Below are 23,583 nucleotides of genomic sequence, written 5' to 3' on the forward strand. Positions count from 1 at the left end.
TTAAAAAACAAAACAAATGATTCATAATAGAAGACCAGTTACGCACAACACCAATGTAAAGGTGATAGACGAATTGCCAGAAGGTTATCAAGGCGAAGGGTTTATGACGATGCAATTGTCCAAAGTTGTGGGACTTGCACGTAAGAACTCAATTTGGCCATTGCCTTTTGCTACTTCATGCTGCGGAATCGAATTCATGGCGACAATGGGTTCTAAATATGATTTGGCTCGATTCGGTTCAGAGCGTTTAGCCTTCACGCCTCGCCAGTGCGATTTGTTGATGGTGATGGGAACAATATCTAAAAAAATGGCGCCAGTCTTGAAGCAAGTGTACATCCAAATGGCAGAACCACGTTGGGTGATTGCAGTTGGAGCCTGTGCCAGCTCTGGAGGTATTTTCGATACGTATTCGGTGTTGCAAGGGATAGACGAAGTGATCCCAGTAGATGTCTACGTGCCAGGTTGTCCGCCAAGACCAGAAGGAATCATAGAAGGCGTGATGCGTATACAAGAATTGGTTGAAACCGAAAGCGTTCGCCGCAGAAGTTCGCCAGAGTATCAAGAGTTGTTGACTAGTTACGGAATTAAATAATTTTTTTGAACGAATGGAAAATGCACAATTACAGGAACGTTTAGTTCAAAAATTTCAAGATAAAATTTTCGGTTTCGAAGAGCATTTCGGTATCTTAAAGGCTTATGCAGATAAAAATTTCAACCTCAAAATTATACAATATCTGTATGATGAAGATGATTTAGCCTTTCGCTTTCTTACCGATCTCACAGCGATACATTATCCAAAACATGTAGGAGCAGAATTAGAGGTAAGCTACCTTCTGTACAATATGTATCGCAATCAACACATCCGATTGAATTTTGCTTTGGATATCAAGAAACCAGATATTTTTACCGCAACCAAATTATTCGAAACAGCCAACTGGCTAGAACGCGAATGTTACGATTTTTTTGGGGTGAATTTTATCGGTCATCCAAACCTTATTCGGGTGATGAATGTAGAAGAGATGGATTACCATCCGTTACGAAAAGAGTTCCCGTTAGAAGATCAGACACGTCGAGACAAAGACGATGAAATGTTTGGTCGTGGCGGATCGTTCAATTACGGTAATATGAATATCAAAGGTTAAGCAATGGGAAAAGTAAAAACGAAAAAGAACGCGAACGTAACTTTGCCAGAAGGTTCCTTAGAAAAGAAAACAATTACCCTCAACCTTGGGCCTACACACCCTGCAACGCATGGGGTTTTTCAAAATATTTTAGAGATCGATGGCGAAATTATCAAATCTGCTGTGCCTACAGTTGGCTATATCCATCGCGCTTTCGAAAAAATTGCAGAACGCAGACCACTATATCAAATCACACCACTTACCGACCGGTTGAACTATTGTTCGGCACCCCTGAATAATCTAGGATGGCATATGACGGTAGAAAAATTCGTTGGTATCGAAGTGCCTAAACGCGCTTCGTATATGCGGGTCATCATCATGGAGCTGGCTCGTATTGCCGACCATATTGTTTGTAATTCGATTATGGGTGTAGATACTGGTGCTTTTACAGGTTTCCTATATATGATGAAATACCGAGAGTTGATCTACGAAATATACGAGGAAATTTGTGGCTCACGATTGACGACCAATATTGGTAGAATTGGAGGTTTCGAACGAGATTTTTCTGCCACAGCATGGGAAAAGATCAACCGATTTGTAAGCGAGTTTCCAGCTGTTTTGCAAGAATTCGAAAACCTGTTTGTGCGCAACCGTATTTTCATGGACCGTACCCAAGGCGTAGGAGGAATTTCGGCAGAGCGTGCTTTGAATTACGGCTTTACTGGTCCAAACCTTAGAGCAGCAGGAGTAGATTACGATGTGCGTGTCGCTCGTCCGTACTCGCGCTACGAAGAATTCGAATTCATCATTCCAGTTGGGACTACAGGCGATTGTTACGATCGTTTTCAGGTTCGCAATCAGGAGATGAAAGAAAGTTTGAAAATCATCAGACAAGCTTTAGATAAAATCAATGCCTTAGAGGGCGAAGAGGCAACCTTATATCATGCCGATGCACCTGATTTTTATTTGCCTTTGAAAAAAGACGTTTATACCAAAATGGAGGCTTTGATCTATCACTTCAAGATCATTATGGGAGAGGTAGAGATGCCTGTGGGAGAAATTTACAATTCAATCGAGGGCGCAAATGGTGAGTTGGGATATTACTTGGTATCCGACGGAGGGCGTTCTCCGTATCGCTTGCACTTCCGTAGACCATGTTTTATCTATTATCAGGCTTATCCAGAATTGATTGTCGGCGGTATGATCTCAGACGCTATCATAACAATGAGTAGTCTGAATTTAATTGCTGGAGAGTTAGATGCTTAATTTTAAGTAAAAAAAGAAATGGAAATTCAATTTTCAGAAGCAACACAACATAAAGTTAATCAGCTTATTGCACGTTATCCAGAAGGAAAACAGAAAAGTGCGTTGATACCTTTGTTGCATATTGCACAAGAAGAATTTGGCGGATGGTTAGATGTACCACATTTAGACTATGTTGCAAAAGTATTAAATATTTTACCAGTAGAGGTGTATGAAGTCGCTTCGTTTTATACCATGTTCAACCTCAATCCGGTTGGGAAATACGTTTTAGAAGTATGCCAAACTGGCCCATGTATGTTGAGAGGATCTGACCAGATTATCGAGCACATCAAAAAGAAACTCGATATCATAGAAGGCGGAACATCGGCAGACGGACTCTTCACCTTGAAGACAGTAGAATGTCTAGGTGCCTGCGGTTATGCACCAATGATGCAGTTAGGAAAAACCTATCGCGAAAATTTGACGATAGAAAAGGTAGATGAATTGTTAGAAGAATTGAAAAAATTAGCCTAATGGGACAAAAACTTTTACTCAAAAATATTGATGTTCCTGGGATAAGACACTATCAAACTTACCGAGAACATGGCGGTTATGAAAATGCTGCAAAAGCTTTCAAAATGACAACCGACGAAATCCTAGAAGAAGTCAAAACCTCTGGATTACGCGGACGCGGTGGAGCAGGTTTCCCAACAGGAATGAAATGGAGTTTCTTGGCAAAGCCCGAAGGTGTCCCACGCCATCTAGTCGTGAATGCCGACGAATCGGAGCCAGGAACCTTCAAAGATCGTTATCTGATGGAATATATCCCTCATTTATTGATCGAAGGAATTCTGATTTCTTCCTATTGTTTAGGATCCAACACCTCTTTCATCTACATCCGTGGCGAATATGCTTGGGTAGCAGAAATCTTAGAAGAAGCCATCGAAGAAGCCAAAGAAGCCGGATGGTTAGGAAAAAATATTCAAGGCACAGGTTTCGACCTCGAAATCTATGTACAACGTGGAGGCGGAGCTTACATCTGTGGTGAAGAAACAGCATTGCTCGAATCCTTAGAAGGAAAACGAGGAAACCCACGTTTGAAACCACCTTTCCCTGCAGTGAAAGGCTTGTGGGAAAGACCAACAGTGGTCAACAATGTCGAGACCATTGCGGCAGTCGTGCCCATCATCGAAATTGGAGGCGAAGCATACTCGAAAATAGGAGTAGGACGATCTACAGGAACGAAGTTGATTTCGGCTTGTGGTAACATCAACAAACCAGGTGTTTATGAAATCGACATGACCATCACAGTAGAAGAATTCATTTATTCTGATGAATATTGCGGCGGAATCGCCAATGGAAAACGATTGAAAGCCTGTATCCCAGGTGGGAGTTCGGTTCCTATTGTTCCTGCAAACTTATTGCTGAGAACCGCAGAAGGCAAACCGCGTTACATGAACTACGAAAGCTTGTCTGAAGGTGGATTCCAAACCGGAACCATGATGGGGTCTGGCGGATTCATAGTTTTGGACGAAGACCAAGATATCGTGTACCACACCTACACCCTAGCACGCTTTTATCGACACGAATCATGTGGGCAATGCTCACCTTGTCGCGAAGGAACAGGTTGGATGGAAAAATTACTAAAACGCATTCACGAAGGAAAAGGAAAAATGTCGGATATCGACCTGTTGTGGGATATCCAACGTAAAATAGAAGGAAACACCATTTGCCCATTGGGTGATGCCGCCGCTTGGCCAGTAGCCTCTGCAATTCGTCATTTCCGTGACGAATTCGAATGGCATGTGTTGAATCCTGAAGAATGTTTAACACGAAACTATGGATTAGCGCATTATGCTGATCCGATCGAATTAAAACAAGAACCTGCAAATACATAATCTTATGGCAGAAGAAAATACACCACAATTGTTTACCGTGACAATTGACGGACATACAACACAAGTGCCTGCAGGAACAACCATCTTGCAAGCTGCTCGCTTAATTGGTAAAGAAGTAGCACCGCCTGCAATGTGCTATTATGGCAAATTAGAAAACACAGGCGGAAATTGCAGAACCTGTATGGTTGAAGTAACCAAAGGGAGCGACGTAGATCCAAGACCAATGCCAAAATTGGTAGCCTCTTGTCGTACAACAGTAATGGACGGAATGGTTGTCGGAAACAAAACATCGGAAAGAGCAGTGGCAGCCCGTGAAGGTGTTGTCGAATTCTTACTACTAAACCATCCGTTAGATTGCCCAGTATGCGACCAAGCTGGTGAGTGTAAACTACAAGATCTGAGTTACGAACATGGGAAAGAAGAAACACGATACGATTTTGATCGCCGTACATTTGCACCAGAAGATTTAGGGCCCAACATTCAATTGCACATGAATCGTTGTATCCTCTGTTATCGATGTGTGAAAACTGCAGATCAGATCACAGGATGTCGCGAACACGGCGTAATGTACCGTGGAGATCACGCCGAAATTTCGACCTATCTAGGAAAATCATTGGATAACGAATTCATCGGAAACGTGATAGATGTTTGTCCGGTAGGAGCTTTGACCGATAAAACTTTCCGATTCAAAAATCGCGTTTGGTTTCTGAAACCAGTAGACGCGCATCGTGATTGCCCAACTTGTTCGGGTAAGGCTCAAATCTGGTTCAGAGGTAATGAAGTCTTCCGGGTGACAGCTCGCAAAAACGAATGGAACGAAGTCGAAGATTGGATTTGCAATACATGCCGTTTCGAGAAGAAAGACCTCAACGATTGGATTTTAGAAAAACCATCAGAAGTAGCGAAAGATTCGGTGATACGCGCCAATCATTACCTCAATACAACGGTAAAACCTAAAGAAACCTTACCAAGGGTGATCCATCGAGATCCAAAAGTATTATTGGACATCCATACCGTAAGTGAGGTGAACGAACCAAATCGAGATATTTCTAAAATTCACGGACCAGCAACCAGTGAAGATTATAAAGATTAACCAAAAGTTATAATTGATAACCATGACGGAAGAATTTATCGCTGATTCTTTAGAAAAATTAGCATTAGTAGGATTGTTGATTGCGATCGCATTGGGCGTTGCCGCATATTCTACTTGGGCAGAACGTAAAGTTGCCGCATTCTTACAAGATCGCTTAGGTCCCAACAGAGCGGGAGTGTTTGGCTTGTTGCAACCGCTTGCCGATGGATTGAAGTTATTTTCTAAAGAAGAAATCGTACCTAAAGATTCTAATAAATTTTTATTCATCCTTGGACCAGCATTGGCCATGATTGTAGCCTGTATGACGGGCGCTGTAATCCCTTGGAGTACACCGTTCGAATTTGGTGATCGCCTAGTCGTACCCCAAATTGCCGACGTCAACATTGGATTTTTGTACATTTTGGGCGTTTTGAGTTTGGGCGTATATGGCATCATGATCGGGGCTTGGGCATCGAACAACAAATACTCGCTCATGGGAGGATTGCGTGCCGCATCGCAAATTATCTCGTACGAATTGCCTATGGGTATCGCCCTGATTACGGTTTTGATGATTACCGGATCTTTGAAATTGAGCGACATTGTAAACTACCAGCAAGATCAATATTGGATGGTGATTTTGCAACCGCTAGGATTTCTTATTTTCTTGATCTGTTCCTTTGCTGAAACCAATCGTACACCATTCGATTTGCCCGAAGCAGAAAACGAGTTGATCGGGGGGTACCACTCCGAATATTCATCGATGAAAATGGGCTTTTTCTTGTTCGCAGAATATGTCAACATGTTCATCTCATCGGCAATTATAGCAACTTTATATTTTGGCGGATACGATATACCATTTGTCAATGACAACCAATTGGTCGATGCTGTCGGGAATAATTGGGCAGCCGTTATCCATTTTGCCGTATTGTTTGCCAAAACCAGTTTCTTTATCTTCTTCTACATGTGGGTAAGATGGACAATTCCACGTTTCCGTTACGACCAGTTGATGAATTTAGGATGGAAAAAATTATTGCCTTTGGCATTAGTAAATATGCTGATTACAGGTTTAATCATTTTATTATTAAACAATTAAGCTGAGACAAAAAAATTATGAAAGCAATTACCAATAGAGCACAACAAATAGATCGTCGCCCAATGAATTTTTGGGAACGTATTTATTTAGTTGCCATCATAAAAGGATTGATGATTACCATGAAACACTTTTTCATGAAAAAACAAACCATCAATTATCCAGAAGAGAAAAGACCTTTTAGTCCTGTATTTCGCGGTTTGCATATTTTGAATCGGGACGAGGAAGGACGCGAAAATTGTACGGCTTGTGGTTTATGCGCATTGGCATGTCCGGCAGAGGCAATCACCATGGAAGCGGCCGAGCGTTTACCAGGCGAAGAACATTTGTACCGCGAAGAGAAATATGCTGCAAAATACGAAATCAATATGTTGCGATGTATTTTCTGTGGTTTCTGCGAAGAGGCTTGCCCGAAAGATGCAGTTTATCTTTCGCAAACGGTTCCGCCACCAAGTTTCAATCGTAAAAACTTTGTGTATTCAAAAGAAGATTTATTAATTCCACACCCAAAAAACAACTAAATGGCTATAGAAGAAATTTTATTTTATGTCTTGGCAGGATTGACGGTTTTGAGTGCTCTTTTGATGGTGACCAGTAGAAATCCCATTCACTCGATTTTGTATTTGATCATCACGTTTTTCTGTATCAGTGGGCATTATATCTTACTCAACGCCCAATTTTTGGCAGTAGTCAACATCATTGTTTATGCCGGAGCGATCATGGTTCTTTTTCTTTTTGTGGTGATGTTGATGAATCTCAACTCCGAAAAGAAATCCTTTGGAACGCCAGCCAAGTTGGCTGTTGCGGGCGTTGTGTGTTTGGTTTTCATCATCCTCACGATCAGTATTCTTACGACCAACGGCAAACCTACAACTGCTGTTGAAATGGGAACAGGCGAGATCGGATTAATTCACAATTTGGGAATGTTGCTGTACTCAGACTATGTATTGCCGTTCGAATTGAGTTCGATCTTATTCATCTCTGCCATGATAGGCGCGGTGATTTTATCGAAAAAAGATAAAGAATTAATAGATTAAAACGACTCGAAAAATTAATACATGTTACCGATTAATTATTATATCATTTTTACATTAATTCTCTTTACAATAGGGATGACGGGCGTGGTGATACGTCGCAATGCCATTGTACTCTTTATGTGTATCGAGTTGATGTTGAATTCTGTAAACTTGTTGTTGGTTGCATTCTCGAAGATGCACCATCAACTCAATCCAGCCTCTTCGACTGGTACCGATGCTCAGCTCATGGTGTTTTTCATTATGGTTGTGGCAGCGGCAGAAGTAGCCGTTGGATTATCTGTTATTATACTCTTGTTTAGAAAAGTTTATCATGTGGATATTAATTTATTAAACCGTTTAAAGAATTAATTTATGGCACAGTATATATGGTTAATTCCACTCATTCCGTTGATTGGATTCTTTATTAATGGTTTAGGACGAAATAATTTACCAAAAAGTCTCATCGCTTTCATTGGTTCAGGAGCTGTTTTGTTCAGTTTCATTTTATCGATTTTGGTTTTTTTCAATGTCCCTACAGGTGAGGGCGTAGAACCATTGGTATTCAAGGCATTTGATTTAATCAGTATTCCAACTTTTCGTGTTCCATTTGCATTTCAGATAGATGCATTGACGAGCTTGTTCTTGTTAATCATTACCGGCGTTGGTTTCTTGATTCATGTTTACAGTGCAGCCTACATGCACGAAGATCAAGGATTCGGGAAATTCTTTGCTTACCTCAATCTCTTCATCTTCTTCATGCTATTGTTGGTCATGGGGAACAATTTGGTGGTGATGTTTATTGGTTGGGAAGGAGTAGGACTTTGCTCGTTTTTGTTGATCGGATTTTGGTTTACCAATCCAGACTATGTTGCAGCAGCAAAAAAAGCCTTCATCATGAATCGTATTGGTGATGTTGGTTTCTTGTTGGCGATGTTCTGGATTTACAAAGAGTTTGGTACCTTTGAATACCAACCGTTGGCAGAGGCTGTATACAATTTTGTAAGCCATTCTCCCGAGACTATATCCGGAGTTTTGGCTGGCATTACCCTTTTACTCTTTTTAGCAGCGACCGGTAAATCGGCTCAGTTGCCATTATTTACTTGGTTACCAGATGCAATGGCTGGGCCAACGCCTGTCTCTGCACTCATCCATGCCGCTACCATGGTTACGGCGGGTATTTTTATGATTACACGCCTCAATTTTCTATTCGACTTCGCGCCGATTACCATGACCGTGATACAATGGGTAGGAATTATTACCGCTCTGGTAACGGCAACAATAGCCATGAAACAAAATGATATCAAAAAAGTTTTGGCCTATTCTACCGTATCGCAACTGGGATTGATGTTTGCCGCAATCGGCTCTGGAGCTTATATCGCAGCTGTATTTCATGTGCTTACCCACGCTTTCTTCAAGGCCTTGTTGTTCTTAGGAGCAGGATCGGTAATCCATGGAATGAACAACGAACAAGATATGACCAAAATGGGCGGACTGAAAAAATACATGCCAATCACCAACGCTACAATGCTGGTCGGTTGTTTGGCAATTGCTGGAATCCCTGGCTTGTCGGGCTTTTTCTCTAAAGACGAAATGCTCGTTGCCATGTTCGCTTCCAATCCTTTTGTATACGCAATAGGCTTTATCGTTTCTGTCATGACAGCTTTTTATATGTTCAGATTATACGCGCTTACATTCTTGGGTGATTTGCGCGAACAAAACATCCATCCGCACGAAAGTCCAATGCCAATGACGCTGCCGCTGATAATTTTGGCTGTACTCTCTATTGTTGGTGGTTATATAGGAATACCAGCAGTATTTGCAGAGGATGCCCATTCGCTCAATAACTTTTTGGGCGGTGTAGTGCATCCCATCAATATAGAACTTTCGCATACCACAGAATACATCATGATGGGCGCCTTGTTCATAGCGGTATTGTTGAGCATTTATTGGGCGATAAAAACTTACACCAATCGACCAGAAAATGAATTTAGTGGTATTAGCAAAGCCATGGCAGATAAATGGTATATAGACGAATTGTATCACAATGCGATAGTTGTACCAGTTTTACAAATCGGTGATGCGTTGAAGTGGTATATCGAAGAAGCTGGTATCGCCCGCTTGGTATCGGGTATCGGTTGGTTGAGCAACAAAGAAGCCAGTAGAGTGAAAGCGCTACATAACGGAAACGTTGGTTTCTATATCATGATGATGATCGTGGGAATTGTTGCCGGATTAGGATTGTTTTTTATTGGATATTTTTTAAAATAAGGAAAGATGCTTTTATCATTATTTATCGTTTTACCATTAGTTGTAGGGCTCATTCTATTGCTAATGAAAAATCAAAAACCAATGAAATGGTTGGGAGCATTTGTCGGTGGCGTTTTGTTGGCTGCGATGACTTACCTATATTACAGAGGAGGATCAAAAGAAATGAGTTTTGCTGTAGAATGGTTCAACTTCAATCACCTGAAAACTTATTTCGCACTCAACGCTACAGGTTTAGGTGGTCTGATGGTATTTCTTTCCAATTTGGTTTATGTACTCTTGTTTGGCTATTTGGCAAGCACCAAACAGAAATTCAATAATTCGTTCTATGGATTATTGTTGATTACACTTGCCGGGCTCAACGGTGTTTTTCTTGCACAAGACCTTATCCTATTCTATTTCTTTTGGGAAATTGTTTTGATTCCGATCTATTTCTTAATCGGGATCTGGGGTAAAGGAAATGATAAAATCAAAGCCAATATGACTTTCTTTCTGTACACCATTTTCGGGTCGATGTTCATGTTGGCAGGTATAATTTTTATTGGTTTCAACCTGAAGCCAACCTCTTTTCTATTGGAAGATGTACAAGCGGTAACCGCAAGCAGATATTGTGCAACGAGCTTGCTGGCTTTGTTGTTTTTGTTTGCCTTTGTTATCAAAATTCCAATTTTCCCATTCCATACGTGGCAACCTACCATCTATAAAACATCGGCAACACCAGTTACAGTAGTGTTGAGTGCCTTGATGGCAAAGATGGGATTGTTTGCAGTGGTGAATTGGTACATTGGATTATTCTCAATTCAATCAGAATATTTGCCGTATTTCTTGATTCCAGCACTGATCGGGATTCTCTACGCTTCGTTTATCGCCATTAGTGCAATCGATGTGAAGAAGATAATTGCTTACAGTTCGATAGCGCACTTGGCATTGATTTTCATTTCTTTGTTCACCAACGATGCTACAGGCTATACGGGTGCTTTTTTCCAAATGTTTTCGCACGGTTTGGTGGTTTTGGGATTATGGTTGATTGTCGATATAATGGAGCGTCGCTACGATGTGAGAGATATCGAATCGATGAGTGGTTTGGCAACAGTAAATCCTGTCTTGGCGATTTTCTTCATCGTCTTTGCAATGGCAAACATCGCTTTACCACTGACTTCATCTTTCATCGGCGAATTCATGATGCTTACCGCATTGTTCAAATACAACGTGGCTTGGGCAGTAATCGCTAGTTTGGGTGTTATTTTGTCTGCGGTATACATGCTTCGTTTGGCTGGTGCCCTTTTGTTTGGCGAAGTGAAAACGAGATTCGTAGCGGTAAAACATATCGAGAGCACTGGGGTTATTTTTGTTCTAAGCCTTATTGCAATTTTGATCATTTATTTTGGAGTAAATTCCAACTCTATATTTTATTTATTAGCTCGTTAAATCATTTTGAATTAAATTGATATGAATATTATAATATTATCAGCACTCTCAGGTATCATCTTAATGTTTAGTGGATTCTACATTAAGAATCATCGTGCGTTGAATATATTGTCTGTTCTTCTATTTATCATGATGATTATAGGAGGAATTTGCCAATTGAATGGCTGCGAAATATTGCATGCACAATACGACAACATGATAAAATCGTCGCCGTTTGGGGTAACATTTTTCATAGTATTGGCATTGCTTGCAATCTTTTATTTGTTATTGAACAAAGATTTGTTTCCTAAAGTAGGAAAACATTTGAGCGAATATTATGCACTTATATTTTTCTCGTTTGTTGGGATAGCAGTTTTGGCTCAGTTTACCAATTTGGTATCGATGTTTTTGGGAATCGAGTTGCTTTCTATACCCATGTATCTGATGGCAGGTACAGCAAAGAAAAGCCTGAGAAGTACCGAAGCTTCAGTAAAATATTTCTTGATGGGAGCTTTCTCTACCGGCGTTCTGATATTGGGAGTGGCTTTCATTTACGGCGCAACTGGTTCTTTTTTACTCGAAAACATCAGCACTTTTTTGGCACAGTTTGAAGCCATGTATTATATTGGTTGGGCATTGATCATCTTTTCGTTCTGTTTCAAAATTGGTTCGGCGCCATTCCAATTCTGGATTCCAGATGTGTATTATGGGACACCAACGGTTTTCACAGCTTATATGTCGACCATTATCAAAGGAGCTTCATTCTTAGGATTCATCCAATTGTTACAGTATTTACCGTTGACAGAAGACAACGCCAACAATTACCGCTACTTATTGGCTGCCATCATAGTGCTTACCTTATTTATTGGTAATTTCGGAGCTTTGGCACAAAGATCAGTGAAGAAAATGATGGCTTATTCGTCTATTGCTCAGGCAGGTTTCATGCTGTTTGTGTTGTTTACCATAAACGTGATGTCCAAAGAAGCTTTGATGTATTACACCATCAGCTACGCTATTGCCAATTACATTATCTTCTATGCCATTGCGCAACTCAACAAAGGATATTATCCAGATTTTGCAGGTTTGGGTAAAGAAAATCCGGTATTAGCTATCTCGGTAACCATCGCGTTGATTTCGTTGGCAGGTATTCCGCTTACGTCTGGTTTCATGGCAAAATTCATGGCTTTGAGTATAGGAGCTGCAGACGAGCGTAATTTGGTCTTGATTATTATCGGATTGGTGATGGCTGTATTGAGTATGTATTACTATTTCAGAGTGATTGTCGAAATGTACTTCAAAAAAGGTAAACCGAAATTAAAATCACAAGATGGAATGACCAATTTTATGTTGATTCTCGGGGTGATCATCATCCTAGTATTTGGAGTAGTGCCAGATTTACTCAGTAGAATTTTGAATACCCCAATGTGGTAACGATATAGAAAAACTCGAAGATTAGCTTCGGGTTTTTTGTTTTAATGCCTCACTCAAAAGCTCGGTCAAAGCATTTCTTTTCCTATCACATTGTATCATTAAAATTAAACTCAACTCCTCAACTTCTCGTATTAGCATTCTAATAAATACCCAAGAACGCTCCGCCATTTTGCTGGAATTTTCGTAAGTTTGGCAAACGATAAAAAATACTTTTCATGAGAATTCTTACAGTTTTTATGAGCCTTTGTCTGATGCAGCTTGCCATTGCTCAACGCAAAGGTTATTGGCAACAGCGGGTGGATTACCAAATGACGATTGATGTCAACGAAAAAACTTATCAGTACGATGGTACAATGAAATTGAAATACACCAACAACTCGGACCAAGAGTTGAACAAGGTGTACTTTCATTTATACTTCAATGCTTTTCAGCCGGGGAGCATGATGGATCATCGTTTGGCAAATATTCCAGACCCAGACCGTAGAATGGTGGTAAACAACGGAACGAAAGATAATCCGAAATTAGAAAGTAGAATAGCATCGCTTTCGCCAGAAGATATTGGATATCAAAAAATAACGTCGTTAACCCAAGACGGAAAAAAATTAAACTATAAAGTAGACGGAACTATTTTGGAAGTTAGCCTTGCCAAACCCATAAAACCAGGGACAACCACAACCTTCGATATTGTTTGGAAAGCGCAAGTGCCAGAACAGATTCGCCGTTCTGGAAAGTTGTCAAAAGAAGGAATCGAATTTTCGATGACGCAATGGTATCCAAAAATGGCTCATTTCGATGAGTTTGGATGGCATTTGGATGAATATGTTGGACGTGAATTCGTGGCGCCTTTTGGTAATTTCGATGTTAAAATTAAAATTGACAAATCCTACATTGTAGGTGCATCTGGCGTATTACAAAATCCAAAAGAAGTAAAAGGCTACCTGCCAAATTACCAATTGAAACTAGCCAATGATAAGGCAACGTGGCATTTCAAAGCAGAGAATATCCATGATTTTGCTTGGGGAGCAGACCCAGATTATGTGGTAGAAAGCGGTAAAACAAAAGGTGGTGTCACGGTGTATTTTCTGTATCAGCCCGGGAAGAAAACAACCGAAAATTGGAAAAAATCCATTCCGATCACTTTAGACTTTTTCGATTTTGCTAGCGAACGTTTCGGTGAATACCCTTGGCCTACGTATTCCATCATACAAGGAGGTGACGGGGGTATGGAGTACGGCACTTCGACTTTGATTACTGGCGAACGAAGCTTAGAGAGTTTGGTTGGTGTCATTTTTCACGAGGCGGCGCACTCTTGGTATCAACATCTTTTTGGGATCAATGAAACACATGATGAATGGTTCGATGAAGGATTTACTTCTTACATCGAGCAATTGGGACATTTGAATGCAACCAACCAAGAAATATTAGCCAATCCAAATCCAGAAGCTTATGAAGGTTATTTCGGCTTGGTAAAATCGGGTAAGGAAGAACCAGCGAGTTTGTTGGCAGATTATTACAATACCAATTATGCCTACAGCTTGCAAGCCTATTATAAAGGACAAGTGTTGGCAATCCAATTAGGTTATATCATTGGAGACGAAAATCTAAAGAAAACCTTCAAGAAGTTCTACAACGATTGGAAGTTTAAACATCCAACGCCCAACGACTTCAAACGCACAGCAGAAGAAGTCTCGGGAATCAACCTCAAATGGTATTTCAATCTGTTTATCAATACAACACGCTATGTAGATTATGCTATAGAGAAAGTCGCAGACGGCGAAATTACCTTGGTCAACAAATCAGATTTTGCTATGCCAATCGATTTGTTGGTCGAATATAAAGATGGTTCTAAAGAACTATTTTATATTCCACTTCGTGAAATGCGAGGCGAAAAACCTGAAGAAAACCTGAAAGAATTACAAGGAGCAAAACGAACTGTTTTGGAAGATTGGTTTTGGACCAAACCCCGTTATACCGTAAAAACAACCAAAGAGGTAAAAGCTGTACAAATCGATCCTACGAAGCGTTTAGCAGACGTAAATCCTCAAGATAATACGTACATCAACTAATGTTATTAGCAGTAAACATAGGAAATACCAATATGCGTTTTGCGGTATTTCAAGATCAGAAAGAAACCATTACTTGGACCATCAATTCCAAACCCTATCGTACCGAAGATGAGCTTTTTGCAAAGTTTAGCAGCATGTATCGTCCGTTCGGAATTGATGGCAGCGAAATTACAGATATCGTGATCGGTTCGGTAGTGCCTGCGCTTACGATTTCGGTGCAAAATGCATTAATGAAAATTCATGGTTTCGAACCAATGATTGTCGACCGCAACACTCCTTCGCCCGTGAAACACAGCTCGAACCAAATGGGAACCGACCTCTATGCCAATGCAATAGCCGCTCACGGAGGAAGCTATAAGGGCAAAAAAATTATTATCGATTTTGGAACAGCGCTTACGTTTCTAGGAATCGACGAACAAGGCCAAGTAGGTGGAGTGGTTATCGCACCAGGAATCAATACCGCCCTGAAATCGTTGGTAGGTGAAACAGCTCAATTACCAGAAATAGAATTGATCCGACCACAATCGGTCTTAGGAATGAACACCGAGGCTTGCATGCAAAGTGGGATGGTTTATGGCTATTTGAGTATGATAGAAGGCATGATCGACCGCATCAACCAAGAAGTGGGAGAGAAGTGCTTTGTAATCTCTACCGGAGGTTTAGGCGGAGTCTACGCACCTTTGACCAACAAAATCGATACAGACGATCGCCTGCATACCATCAAAGGATTGAAATTGTTATACGAAATGAATCGATAAAAAAGAGAAGCTTTTGCTTCTCTTTTTTTACTTCTTTTTGAAAAGTGGAACCGTGCTACACGCTTCACCAAACATCAACGATTTGGCGACCGGTTGCAATTTGTTGATGAGCTCGATGTACGCATTTTCGGGTACTGGCTTTCTGCTACAACCCTTGATGATGATGCGTTGATCAACGTATTCGTCAATCGGTAGATTTTCGATGATGTCGTGGTATAACAAAACATCCAAATCTGCCAAATCGCCAAAAATTACTTTTTTAGCATACGGCTGTAAATAGGTCAACACCAACATATAAGCCCAGGAGGGCACAATGGCATCTACCGAGCAACTCATGGCAACATAGGCGTCTTGGTATTGCGACCAATCGTGTTTTTTCAGATTCTCTCTGAAATCTTTTTCCTTCAAGATGATTTCTTCATACAGCCAATCTTTTAGATCGAAAACGATTCGTTTCCCATCGGGGTAGAATTCTTCCAAATCCAAATTAACCAATCCACTCTGTGCAACTTTATTTATAATCTCGTCCATAACTTCGTTTTAAGGTACACAAATTTACGCATCTTTTTATGAAATTGTCGTTGGGCGAAATTGTATCTTTGTTGAAAATTTGAAGGGTGAAATATTATATCATTTCGGGCGAAGCCTCTGGAGATCTTCACGGTTCTAATCTGATGAAAGCACTCAAGCAAGAAGATGCACAAGCAGAATTTCGGTTTTGGGGCGGTGATCTGATGCAAGCCGAAGGAGGAACTTTGGTCAAACATTACAAAGACCTTGCTTTTATGGGATTTGTAGAAGTGGTGATGAACCTGAAAACTATTCTCGGAAACATCAAATTTGCCAAAAAAGATATTGAGCATTACCGACCAAATGCTGTGATTCTTATCGATTATCCAGGGTTTAATTTGCGGATTGCCGACTTCGTAAAATCGTTGGGTATAAAGGTCTATTATTACATTTCGCCCCAAATTTGGGCTTGGAAGACCAGTCGCGTTCATCACATCAAAAAAGTGGTCGATAAAATGTTTGTCATCTTACCATTCGAACAAGCATTTTACAAGAAATATGAGATGGACGTCGATTTCGTAGGTCATCCGTTGTTGGATGCGCTCAAAGAAAAAGATTTCACACCGAAAAATGAATTTTTGATGCAATATCATCTTCACGAAAAGCCTATAATTGCGCTCTTACCCGGAAGCCGGAATCAAGAAATCAAGGTGAAATTACCGATCATGCTGTCGGTGATGGACGAGTTTCCAGCTTACCAATTTGTGATTGCAGGTGCACCATCGCAACCCAAGGCTTTCTACGAGTCGTTGTTACAAGGCAAAGCGGTGCCCGTGGTGTCGAATGATACTTACAATCTTTTATACCATGCAGATGCTGCTTTGGTAACCTCTGGAACGGCAACTTTAGAAACCGCCTTGCTCAACGTGCCCGAAGTGGTTTGCTACAAAGGTAACCGAATTTCGTACGAAATCGGAAAACGATTGATCAAACATATCCAATTCATTTCTTTGGTCAACCTGATTATGGATCAAGAAATTGTAAAAGAATTGATTCAACAAGAGTTGAATACCCAAAATCTCAGCATAGAACTTCGTAAGATTTTGACAGAACCGCATCGCTCTTTGATGTTTCAACAATACCAAGACTTGCGCGAAAAATTGGGTGGTGAAGGTGCTTCTCATCGTACAGCAAAAGCAATTGTACAAGACTTACAACAATCGTTAGCGTAGGTAGAGCGTGATTTCTCTGTTGTCTCTGGTAATTTCGATTTTAGCCTCTTCGAACGTTGGTTCTCTGAAATAAGTACGAATATTTCCCGAAAAAGCATAAGGTTCTTTGCGAATACCGATCCATGTTTTGTCCAACGTTTTGTTTTCATTTTTATCTAAAAAAACTTTGATGGCATAGACGTTATTCGGGAAATCCTTAATGCTCAATTCGTATCGATCCATTTCATCAACCTTGATGTAGAATGACTTGTAAGCATTTGCATCTTTGGTGTAATTCTCTACATTCCGGTAAATATCGATCTTCAAAAAACCTTCTTGTCCTTTAAGATTTTCAATATTCAGGGTGAATTCTTTTAGATGGTTTTGTGCAAATCCGAAGCTTGCCAACAATAGAAAGAAAAAATATAAATGTCTTTTCATTTTGATATATTCTTGTAATCTAGTAACTTAAAAGAGTCTAATCCATCTCAATTAAGATGAAAAACTATTTGTTTGTTTTTCTATTTTTCTCATTTGCTTTGGGCATTGTATTGCACGAATACCTCAACTTGCAATACGTGATTGGGATATTGTGCGGTCTCTTTTTTCTAAACTACATCGTTTACAAGGACAAATCTAAAACGTTTTTTTCACAATTGATGTTAATTATTTTCATTGGTTTAGGATTTTTTGTACAATTGGTACGCAGCCATCAACAAAATGAAACGATAATTTCACCCCAATATTCGGTTTATAAATTAACCATAGCCCAACAGCTTGGTTCTTCAGCAAAATATCAAAAATACAAAGCCATTGTCCACTATCCGATTGTTTTACAAGGCTCAAATTTTTTACTGTATATTCCTCAAGATCAAGCGCTTTGTTTTCCAGATGATGAGTTGGTGGTTCATGCGCGAGCCGAGACATTGCCCAAAGCTATGAATCCGTATCAGTTCGATTATGGAAAATTTCTGAAAAGGCGAAAATTTAACGGTCAATTGTTTGTAAACGAGCTGATTGAGTATAAAACTGGTCGAGGTTTTTTTCATCATGCAGCGAAGTCCAAATACCTTTTGCTCGCAAAAATGAAAAAATATGGTTTCAACGAAGATGCAATTGGTATTGTAGGCGCGATGTTGCTGGGAACTTATAGCGAACTCAATCCAGAGACTCAACAAGCCTATGTCGATACCGGAGTGGTGCATGTACTTTCTATTTCTGGTTTGCATGTGATGATGCTGTACGGCTTGCTGTGGGTGATTTCTAGTCCTGTTCGGCGTTTACCAAAAGGACGGACCTTGCGTATCGTGGTTTGTTTATTGGCTATTTGGTGTTATGCAATGTATGTAGAGCTTAGACCTCCAGTTTTTCGGTCGGCACTGATGATTAGCATTTATCATTTTACGGTATTGCTCAAACGTAAACCGAATATTTACCACACCTTGGCGTTGAGTGGTTTGATCCTCCTATTCATCAATCCCAATTATCTTTTCGAGGTTGGATTTCAACTTAGTTTTTCAGCTGTTTTTTTTATTGTTTGGCTCAACCCGATTTTTGACAATTGGGTATGGAAAGGCAATCGGATTGTACGTTACCTGAAAGGTCTAAGCGTGACGAGTTTGTCGGCTCAATTAGGCACAATGCCTTTTGCAACGTATTACTTCAATCAGTTTTCTTGGTTATTTTTGTTGGGAAATCTACTGTTGATTCCGGCTTCTTTTTTTATGATGGTCGGTGGAATTATTGTGGTGACGGGCTTGAGTTTCGATTGGATGCCTTCTTGGTTGATTGGGCTGTATAACGGATTTATAGGCGTGATTAATGCTTATATTTTTCAACTTTCTAAATGGGATGAAGCGATTTGGCAGAATATTTACATCAGTCCGTTCACCTCTTTTCTAATTATTTGTTCGTTGATTTGTCTTCGGTTAGCCTTCAAAAATCGATCAAAAATTGCAATGATTATTCTGCTCATTTGCCTTAGTACCAATCTTCTTCATCGAACGATTGATACCTATCAGAAGAACAAACAAGATGATTTGGTGATTTTTGATCAGTACCGATCGACTTTAATAGGCGTGAAGACGCACAACGAGCTGAACGTTTTCAGCAATGCGTTGGAAGATTCTTTGAGTTGGAAGAAATACATTATTTCGCCCTATGCCATTCATCAACGCATAAAACGAGTTGCACTGCATTCGATAGAAAGTAATTTTCATCATCCAAAATTTCAGAAGACAAAATCTTTTCTTAATTGGAATAATCAAATGATTTTCATCGGTGATGAATTGAATTTGGATACCATCGAAGTCGATTATTACCTTTTGAGAAATCAAAGTTTACGCTTTAAACAAGTACCATCTGTCAAAACAAAAAGGATAATTGCCGATGCCAGCAATTATCCTAAATATGTTCATCGAGTTGATTCTATTTTGCTAAATCATCATCTTGATACGGTGTGGTATACCAATCGAGACGGATTTTTTAGTTTGGGTTATTGAGTTGAGCCATAAAATTGCTCGGACTTAAATAGCCCATGAGAAATTGCGATGCTTTTGTGTCTTTGTTGATGATGATAGTGCTTGGATAAGCAGCCTGACCTTGCAACAAGAAAAAAGCAAATGCATTCACTCTCCCTTTTGGAATGTACGAATAATTATAGCCCAAAAAATGGACATTATCTTTGCTCTCTGCATTGAATTTTACGGGGATATAATGCTGGTTGATAAAATCAGCAGCTTCACTTTGTGCAAAGGTTTCTTTTTCCATCTTTTTGCAGTATCCACACCAATCGGTATAGAAATAGAGCAAGATTTGTTTCGTTGGATCTTTTTTTATCAATGCTTCTGCCTCTTCAAGCGATTTCCATTGTACTCCTTGTGCAAAAACAGCAGAGCTAAAGATGAGCGAAATGAATAAAATAATTGTTTTCATTTTAAAAATTATTTAATACCGTGCATTAATTTTTTGATAATCGGATGCAAACACATAACCAATAATCCTGCTACAACAGGCACAATTGTAAAAATAAGGAAGAACGTTGATAAGGAGTATTGATTGGTGATGTTTTCGATTTGTCCACCCAAAATTGCCGCCAATTTGTTTCCGATGGCAATTGCCAAATACCACATACCGAACATGAAGGCGATCATACGTGCTGGAACCAATTTCGAAACATAAGATAAGCCAACAGGCGACAAACAAAGTTCGCCCAAAGTGTGGAATAAATATGCCAATACCAACCAAATCATCGATACTTTTACGCCCTCTTGTATACCAGCAGAGCCAAATGCCAACAATCCAAAACCGATTGCCATGATGATGAGTCCAAGACCATATTTTATAGCAGCTGGCGGGTTGAATTTAGAATCCCAAATTTTGGAAACCGATGAGGCAAAAGTGATGATAAAGAACGAATTTAAGATAGAAAACCAAGAAACTGTAATTTCTGAAGTTTCTGCAGTAAACTCTCTATAAAGCATCCACAAAGCAACACCCCAAACACCCGCAAAACATACAAATTGTACAATATTGCTCAACGGTGCTTTGCCAAAGGTTTGCTGAGTAAGTTTTACTACAACATAGGTAATCAAACCTAAAGGAATTATCGTTAAGGCTGCATTCACAATATTGAAAGTCATGAGCGAACTACCTTCCAAAGTACGGTCTACATTGTCACGTGCAAAAATTACCAAAGACGACGCGCCTTGTTCGAATGACATCCAAAAGAATATAACAAAAAACGCAAAGATGATTACAGCAATCATCCGATCTCTCACAACTTTGGTGTAGCGTGTAAGTCTAGAAATAACGACAAACAAAAACAGCACGAGAGCAGAAATAATCGCAATGTTTTGTCCAGCCATATCGCCAACTTGTAACCAAGAAAAAATATCGACACCAGCGATTTTAGACAAAGGGTCGTTGAAGGCAAATCCCAATCCCAAAAGTGTCATAATCACGATTAAGATCGAATCCAAAGTGGTGAAAGGATTTGGTTTGTCATCTGGATCATCTGATTTACGTGCATTTTCTGCAGCAATCGCTTTTTGTTCTGCAGTTGGTGGATCACCAATTGTACCAAAAATAGGTTTTGCGAACCAGAATTGCAAAGTTCCCAAAAACATGAAAATCCCTGCTAATCCAAAGCCCCAATGCCATCCGATTTTTTCGGCTAAATATCCGCACAACATCATCCCAAAGAATGCCCCTGCATTTACACCCATATAGAAAATGGTGTACGCGCCATCTTTTTTCTCTGGATGAGATTTGTACATTTCAGATAAAATTGAAGTCATATTGGGTTTGAAGAAACCGGTACCAATCACCAAACATCCCAGACCCAAATACAAAAACAGCGGCGAGTCGAATGCCATAAACAAGTGCCCAAGCGTCATGATTGCTGCACCAATGACAACGGCATAGCGATAGCCAAGGTATTTATCGGCTAGGATTCCACCAAAAATTGGGGTGATGTACAATAACATGGCGTAGGTACCATACAAAGCGCCAGCCTGCACTGGATCCCATCCCCAACCAGAAAATGGACTCCCATTGATGATGGTGTAAGTAAGAAAGTTGATCAATAAAACTCGCATTCCGTAGAATGAGAACCGTTCCCACATCTCTGTGAAGAAAAGAACAAATAATCCCGAAGGATGCCCTAAAACTTTCGAATCAAAAAAGTTTTGTTCTTGTGTTGCGTTCATTATTTTTTAGTTTGAAAGTTCGAAAATACTAAGATTTTTTTAATAAGAATTAAGTTTTGATTAAACAGTTCGATTTTTAACATTAGTCATTTTCTGCTAATTTATTCTTTTGTTCGATGGGTTTGATGATCACATAATCGTAAATCATCAGGGTGACAATCGAGAAAATACCCACAGCCACAATCACATACCAAATCTTGTTGGGGTTGTACGTTTGCCAAAGCATATCGACAACTTGCCAATGGTCCATGCCCAATTTTTGTTCTGCCAAGGAAAAATACTCGTTTTTAGAAAATGGTAAATGTACATGGCTTACATCTATTCCTTTATTATTTGCAAAAGTCTGGAATTTTGATCCTACGTCTGACCAATTGATATTTTCGGCTTTCAAATCGAAGGTGTTTTCAAAATCAACGATTTTCATATCCAAAGATTTTGCGCCTTGTTCTATAAATTCTTCTCGCGATACCACTTCGGGCATTTCGATGTTGCGTTTGGCCATTTCGGTTTTCAGCAGCGATAATTTATCGGACCAGGCTTGGTACAAATTCCCAGAGATAAAACTTGTCACCCAATAACTTGCGGCTACAGGTAAGAAATAGGTTCCTTGGTACAAGCCTTCTTTGCCTTTTGGCGTAATCAAGGCTATGAAAGAAGAAACAGTCGGACTCGACATCATTTCACCTACGGCAAAAATTATGGTTCCAATAATCACAAACCAAACATTACCGAAATAGAATGTGAATCCAATACCAATTGTTGCAATGACAGCCCCACGAATTACCGCTGAGATGTGGCGCATCTTGGTTACGAAAAACGAAATGGTCACTTGTAAGAGAATAATCATCAAGGCATCGATATTGGTAAACCATTCGGGTTTTACTTGTCCAGCGTCGGTTAATAATTTTGCAATTCCGGCTGGCATATTGGTATTAATCCAGTTGCTGAGTTGCGAAGAGTCTACCCAATCTTCGATAAAGTTTGGTAACGTATTGAAGAGTTGATTGAACATGGTCCAGAAACCAACCATCAACAACAACAAAATCGAAAGCCTTTTATCTCTAAGAGCATCTACAATATTCTTTACCGAATCGCCTATAGCTTTGCCGATAGAATCTTTTGGTTTTTCTACCTTCGGTTCTTTGTATAAAAACAACACAATTAATAGATTGATGGTAATCACAACGGCTGCTTGTATGAAGATCACTTTCCAGCCATATTCTGTTCTTAGGTATGATGACATACCAGGTCCTATAAAACCACCGATGTTTACCATCATATAAAAAATTCCAAAGCCAACTGTTCCCGTTGTTTCATCGGTGTTGCGCGCCACAATAGCCGAGGCAACTGGCTTGAAGAATGCAGCACCTATGGCCACCAGTAAAAACACAATATAAACACTAGAGTAGGTGCGAACCTCTCCTAGCAAATAATACCCTACGATAAGCAGAATATAAGAAATGATTAAGGATACTTTATAGCCAATTCTATCGGCAATTACCCCAAAAAACAAGGGCAATAAATAGAGAATGGCAACGATATTTCCCATGATGTTTCCTTTTTGGATGTGGTCGAAACCTAAACCACCGGTATCGGTAGAACCCACCAAATAGAGTCCCAAAAGTGTATAAATTCCGTACCACGCCCAACGTTCCATAAGTTCCATGACGCTGGCTATCCAAAAGTTTCCGTTCATGGAGAAAAGGGTTTCGAAAAATGATTTTTTATTTTTAGACATTTAGATAAAAATTAAAGCCCACAAATTAAATAAAATAATCGACCTATCT

General features: G+C 39.8%; 22 protein-coding genes. 17 read left to right on the forward strand and 5 right to left on the reverse strand.

All coding sequences use genetic code 11. The features are described 5' to 3' along the window. The first annotated feature begins 16 nt into the window (after positions 1-16). The 15 genes from BN8061_RS07180 to BN8061_RS07250 all read left to right on the forward strand — a co-directional run bounded on the left by BN8061_RS07180 (position 17) and on the right by BN8061_RS07250 (position 15,366). Complete coding sequence (locus BN8061_RS07180) at positions 17-592, forward strand: NADH-quinone oxidoreductase subunit B (protein WP_068597774.1); 576 nt, start codon at positions 17-19, stop codon at positions 590-592. Positions 593-605: 13 nt separating this feature from the next. Then, positions 606-1,142: an NADH-quinone oxidoreductase subunit C gene (locus tag BN8061_RS07185; protein ID WP_068597776.1), complete on the forward strand. Its 537-nt coding sequence runs from the start codon at positions 606-608 to the stop codon at positions 1,140-1,142. 3 nt (positions 1,143-1,145) lie between these two features. After that, on the forward strand, positions 1,146-2,387 hold the full coding sequence (locus BN8061_RS07190) for an NADH-quinone oxidoreductase subunit D (RefSeq protein WP_068597779.1): 1,242 nt from the start codon (positions 1,146-1,148) through the stop codon (positions 2,385-2,387). An 18-nt stretch (positions 2,388-2,405) separates the two neighbouring features. Continuing rightward, positions 2,406-2,897 (forward strand): NADH-quinone oxidoreductase subunit NuoE family protein, encoded by a 492-nt coding sequence (locus BN8061_RS07195; RefSeq protein ID WP_068597780.1) that lies wholly within the window; start codon positions 2,406-2,408, stop codon positions 2,895-2,897. Further along, entirely contained in the window at positions 2,897-4,261 is a 1,365-nt protein-coding gene (gene nuoF, locus BN8061_RS07200; RefSeq protein ID WP_068597783.1) for an NADH-quinone oxidoreductase subunit NuoF, read from the forward strand. Before BN8061_RS07195 ends, nuoF begins: the two co-directional genes overlap by 1 nt. A 4-nt stretch (positions 4,262-4,265) precedes the next feature. Continuing rightward, the gene (locus tag BN8061_RS07205; protein ID WP_068597785.1) at positions 4,266-5,354 is read left to right on the forward strand and encodes an NADH-quinone oxidoreductase subunit G; all 1,089 of its coding nucleotides are present in this window, start codon (positions 4,266-4,268) and stop codon (positions 5,352-5,354) included. Positions 5,355-5,376: 22 nt separating this feature from the next. After that, the gene (gene nuoH, locus BN8061_RS07210) at positions 5,377-6,426 is read left to right on the forward strand and encodes an NADH-quinone oxidoreductase subunit NuoH (protein ID WP_068597787.1); all 1,050 of its coding nucleotides are present in this window, start codon (positions 5,377-5,379) and stop codon (positions 6,424-6,426) included. 17 nt (positions 6,427-6,443) lie between these two features. Then, positions 6,444-6,944: an NADH-quinone oxidoreductase subunit NuoI gene (gene nuoI, locus BN8061_RS07215; protein WP_068597789.1), complete on the forward strand. Its 501-nt coding sequence runs from the start codon at positions 6,444-6,446 to the stop codon at positions 6,942-6,944. Continuing rightward, positions 6,945-7,460 carry an NADH-quinone oxidoreductase subunit J family protein gene (locus BN8061_RS07220; RefSeq protein WP_068597791.1) on the forward strand — a complete coding sequence of 172 codons (516 nt, stop codon included), beginning with the start codon at positions 6,945-6,947 and terminating at the stop codon, positions 7,458-7,460. Positions 7,461-7,481: 21 nt separating this feature from the next. Beyond that, positions 7,482-7,808 (forward strand): NADH-quinone oxidoreductase subunit NuoK, encoded by a 327-nt coding sequence (nuoK, locus tag BN8061_RS07225; protein ID WP_068597792.1) that lies wholly within the window; start codon positions 7,482-7,484, stop codon positions 7,806-7,808. Between the two features lie 3 nt (positions 7,809-7,811). Next, entirely contained in the window at positions 7,812-9,707 is a 1,896-nt protein-coding gene (nuoL, locus tag BN8061_RS07230; protein WP_068597794.1) for an NADH-quinone oxidoreductase subunit L, read from the forward strand. A 6-nt stretch (positions 9,708-9,713) separates the two neighbouring features. Next, on the forward strand, positions 9,714-11,132 hold the full coding sequence (locus BN8061_RS07235; RefSeq protein ID WP_068597796.1) for a complex I subunit 4 family protein: 1,419 nt from the start codon (positions 9,714-9,716) through the stop codon (positions 11,130-11,132). Positions 11,133-11,153: 21 nt separating this feature from the next. Next, positions 11,154-12,542, forward strand: coding sequence for an NADH-quinone oxidoreductase subunit N (locus BN8061_RS07240; protein ID WP_068597799.1), 1,389 nt, complete (start codon positions 11,154-11,156; stop codon positions 12,540-12,542). A gap of 215 nt (positions 12,543-12,757) precedes the next feature. After that, entirely contained in the window at positions 12,758-14,608 is a 1,851-nt protein-coding gene (locus tag BN8061_RS07245) for a M1 family metallopeptidase (RefSeq protein WP_068597801.1), read from the forward strand. Then, positions 14,608-15,366 carry a type III pantothenate kinase gene (locus BN8061_RS07250; RefSeq protein ID WP_068597803.1) on the forward strand — a complete coding sequence of 253 codons (759 nt, stop codon included), beginning with the start codon at positions 14,608-14,610 and terminating at the stop codon, positions 15,364-15,366. Before BN8061_RS07245 ends, BN8061_RS07250 begins: the two co-directional genes overlap by 1 nt. A 27-nt stretch (positions 15,367-15,393) precedes the next feature. Here the strand turns inward: BN8061_RS07250 and BN8061_RS07255 are convergent, their stop codons facing one another. Next, entirely contained in the window at positions 15,394-15,897 is a 504-nt protein-coding gene (locus BN8061_RS07255; protein ID WP_068597806.1) for a DUF2480 family protein, read from the reverse strand. A gap of 86 nt (positions 15,898-15,983) precedes the next feature. Between BN8061_RS07255 and lpxB the strand changes: the two genes are divergently transcribed. Continuing rightward, positions 15,984-17,108 (forward strand): lipid-A-disaccharide synthase, encoded by a 1,125-nt coding sequence (lpxB, locus tag BN8061_RS07260; protein WP_068597808.1) that lies wholly within the window; start codon positions 15,984-15,986, stop codon positions 17,106-17,108. Here lpxB and BN8061_RS07265 read toward each other — a convergent pair. Continuing rightward, on the reverse strand, positions 17,100-17,528 hold the full coding sequence (locus BN8061_RS07265) for a DUF2141 domain-containing protein (RefSeq protein WP_068597809.1): 429 nt from the start codon (positions 17,526-17,528) through the stop codon (positions 17,100-17,102). The genes lpxB and BN8061_RS07265 overlap by 9 nt on opposite strands. Positions 17,529-17,584: 56 nt before the next feature. Here BN8061_RS07265 and BN8061_RS07270 point away from each other — a divergent pair, with 56 nt between their 5' ends. Beyond that, positions 17,585-19,588, forward strand: coding sequence for a ComEC/Rec2 family competence protein (locus BN8061_RS07270; RefSeq protein WP_094745885.1), 2,004 nt, complete (start codon positions 17,585-17,587; stop codon positions 19,586-19,588). On the opposite strand, the gene BN8061_RS07275 is transcribed toward BN8061_RS07270, so the two are convergent. From BN8061_RS07275 to BN8061_RS07285, 3 genes are all read right to left on the reverse strand, one after another. Further along, entirely contained in the window at positions 19,572-20,021 is a 450-nt protein-coding gene (locus tag BN8061_RS07275) for a thioredoxin family protein (RefSeq protein WP_068597814.1), read from the reverse strand. The genes BN8061_RS07270 and BN8061_RS07275 overlap by 17 nt on opposite strands. Before the next feature lie 8 nt (positions 20,022-20,029). Then, entirely contained in the window at positions 20,030-21,796 is a 1,767-nt protein-coding gene (locus tag BN8061_RS07280) for a peptide MFS transporter (RefSeq protein WP_068597816.1), read from the reverse strand. Positions 21,797-21,878: 82 nt separating this feature from the next. Further along, positions 21,879-23,534: an MFS transporter gene (locus BN8061_RS07285; RefSeq protein ID WP_068597818.1), complete on the reverse strand. Its 1,656-nt coding sequence runs from the start codon at positions 23,532-23,534 to the stop codon at positions 21,879-21,881. Positions 23,535-23,583 lie beyond the last annotated feature (49 nt).

It is taken from the genome of Vaginella massiliensis (assembly GCF_900089075.1).
Lineage (GTDB): Bacteria > Bacteroidota > Bacteroidia > Flavobacteriales > Weeksellaceae > Weeksella > Weeksella massiliensis_A.

Bases quoted from the DNA above. Each gene is read 5' to 3' on its own strand.
- BN8061_RS07180 (WP_068597774.1), top strand. From the start codon at position 17: ATGATTCATAATAGAAGACCAGTTACGCACAACACCAATGTAAAGGTG.
- BN8061_RS07185 (WP_068597776.1), top strand. From the start codon at position 606: ATGGAAAATGCACAATTACAGGAACGTTTAGTTCAAAAATTTCAAGAT.
- BN8061_RS07190 (WP_068597779.1), top strand. From the start codon at position 1,146: ATGGGAAAAGTAAAAACGAAAAAGAACGCGAACGTAACTTTGCCAGAA.
- BN8061_RS07195 (WP_068597780.1), top strand. From the start codon at position 2,406: ATGGAAATTCAATTTTCAGAAGCAACACAACATAAAGTTAATCAGCTT.
- nuoF (WP_068597783.1), top strand. From the start codon at position 2,897: ATGGGACAAAAACTTTTACTCAAAAATATTGATGTTCCTGGGATAAGA.
- BN8061_RS07205 (WP_068597785.1), top strand. From the start codon at position 4,266: ATGGCAGAAGAAAATACACCACAATTGTTTACCGTGACAATTGACGGA.
- nuoH (WP_068597787.1), top strand. From the start codon at position 5,377: ATGACGGAAGAATTTATCGCTGATTCTTTAGAAAAATTAGCATTAGTA.
- nuoI (WP_068597789.1), top strand. From the start codon at position 6,444: ATGAAAGCAATTACCAATAGAGCACAACAAATAGATCGTCGCCCAATG.
- BN8061_RS07220 (WP_068597791.1), top strand. From the start codon at position 6,945: ATGGCTATAGAAGAAATTTTATTTTATGTCTTGGCAGGATTGACGGTT.
- nuoK (WP_068597792.1), top strand. From the start codon at position 7,482: ATGTTACCGATTAATTATTATATCATTTTTACATTAATTCTCTTTACA.
- nuoL (WP_068597794.1), top strand. From the start codon at position 7,812: ATGGCACAGTATATATGGTTAATTCCACTCATTCCGTTGATTGGATTC.
- BN8061_RS07235 (WP_068597796.1), top strand. From the start codon at position 9,714: ATGCTTTTATCATTATTTATCGTTTTACCATTAGTTGTAGGGCTCATT.
- BN8061_RS07240 (WP_068597799.1), top strand. From the start codon at position 11,154: ATGAATATTATAATATTATCAGCACTCTCAGGTATCATCTTAATGTTT.
- BN8061_RS07245 (WP_068597801.1), top strand. From the start codon at position 12,758: ATGAGAATTCTTACAGTTTTTATGAGCCTTTGTCTGATGCAGCTTGCC.
- BN8061_RS07250 (WP_068597803.1), top strand. From the start codon at position 14,608: ATGTTATTAGCAGTAAACATAGGAAATACCAATATGCGTTTTGCGGTA.
- BN8061_RS07255 (WP_068597806.1), bottom strand. From the start codon at position 15,897: ATGGACGAGATTATAAATAAAGTTGCACAGAGTGGATTGGTTAATTTG.
- BN8061_RS07265 (WP_068597809.1), bottom strand. From the start codon at position 17,528: ATGAAAAGACATTTATATTTTTTCTTTCTATTGTTGGCAAGCTTCGGA.
- BN8061_RS07270 (WP_094745885.1), top strand. From the start codon at position 17,585: ATGAAAAACTATTTGTTTGTTTTTCTATTTTTCTCATTTGCTTTGGGC.
- BN8061_RS07275 (WP_068597814.1), bottom strand. From the start codon at position 20,021: ATGAAAACAATTATTTTATTCATTTCGCTCATCTTTAGCTCTGCTGTT.
- BN8061_RS07280 (WP_068597816.1), bottom strand. From the start codon at position 21,796: ATGAACGCAACACAAGAACAAAACTTTTTTGATTCGAAAGTTTTAGGG.
- BN8061_RS07285 (WP_068597818.1), bottom strand. From the start codon at position 23,534: ATGTCTAAAAATAAAAAATCATTTTTCGAAACCCTTTTCTCCATGAAC.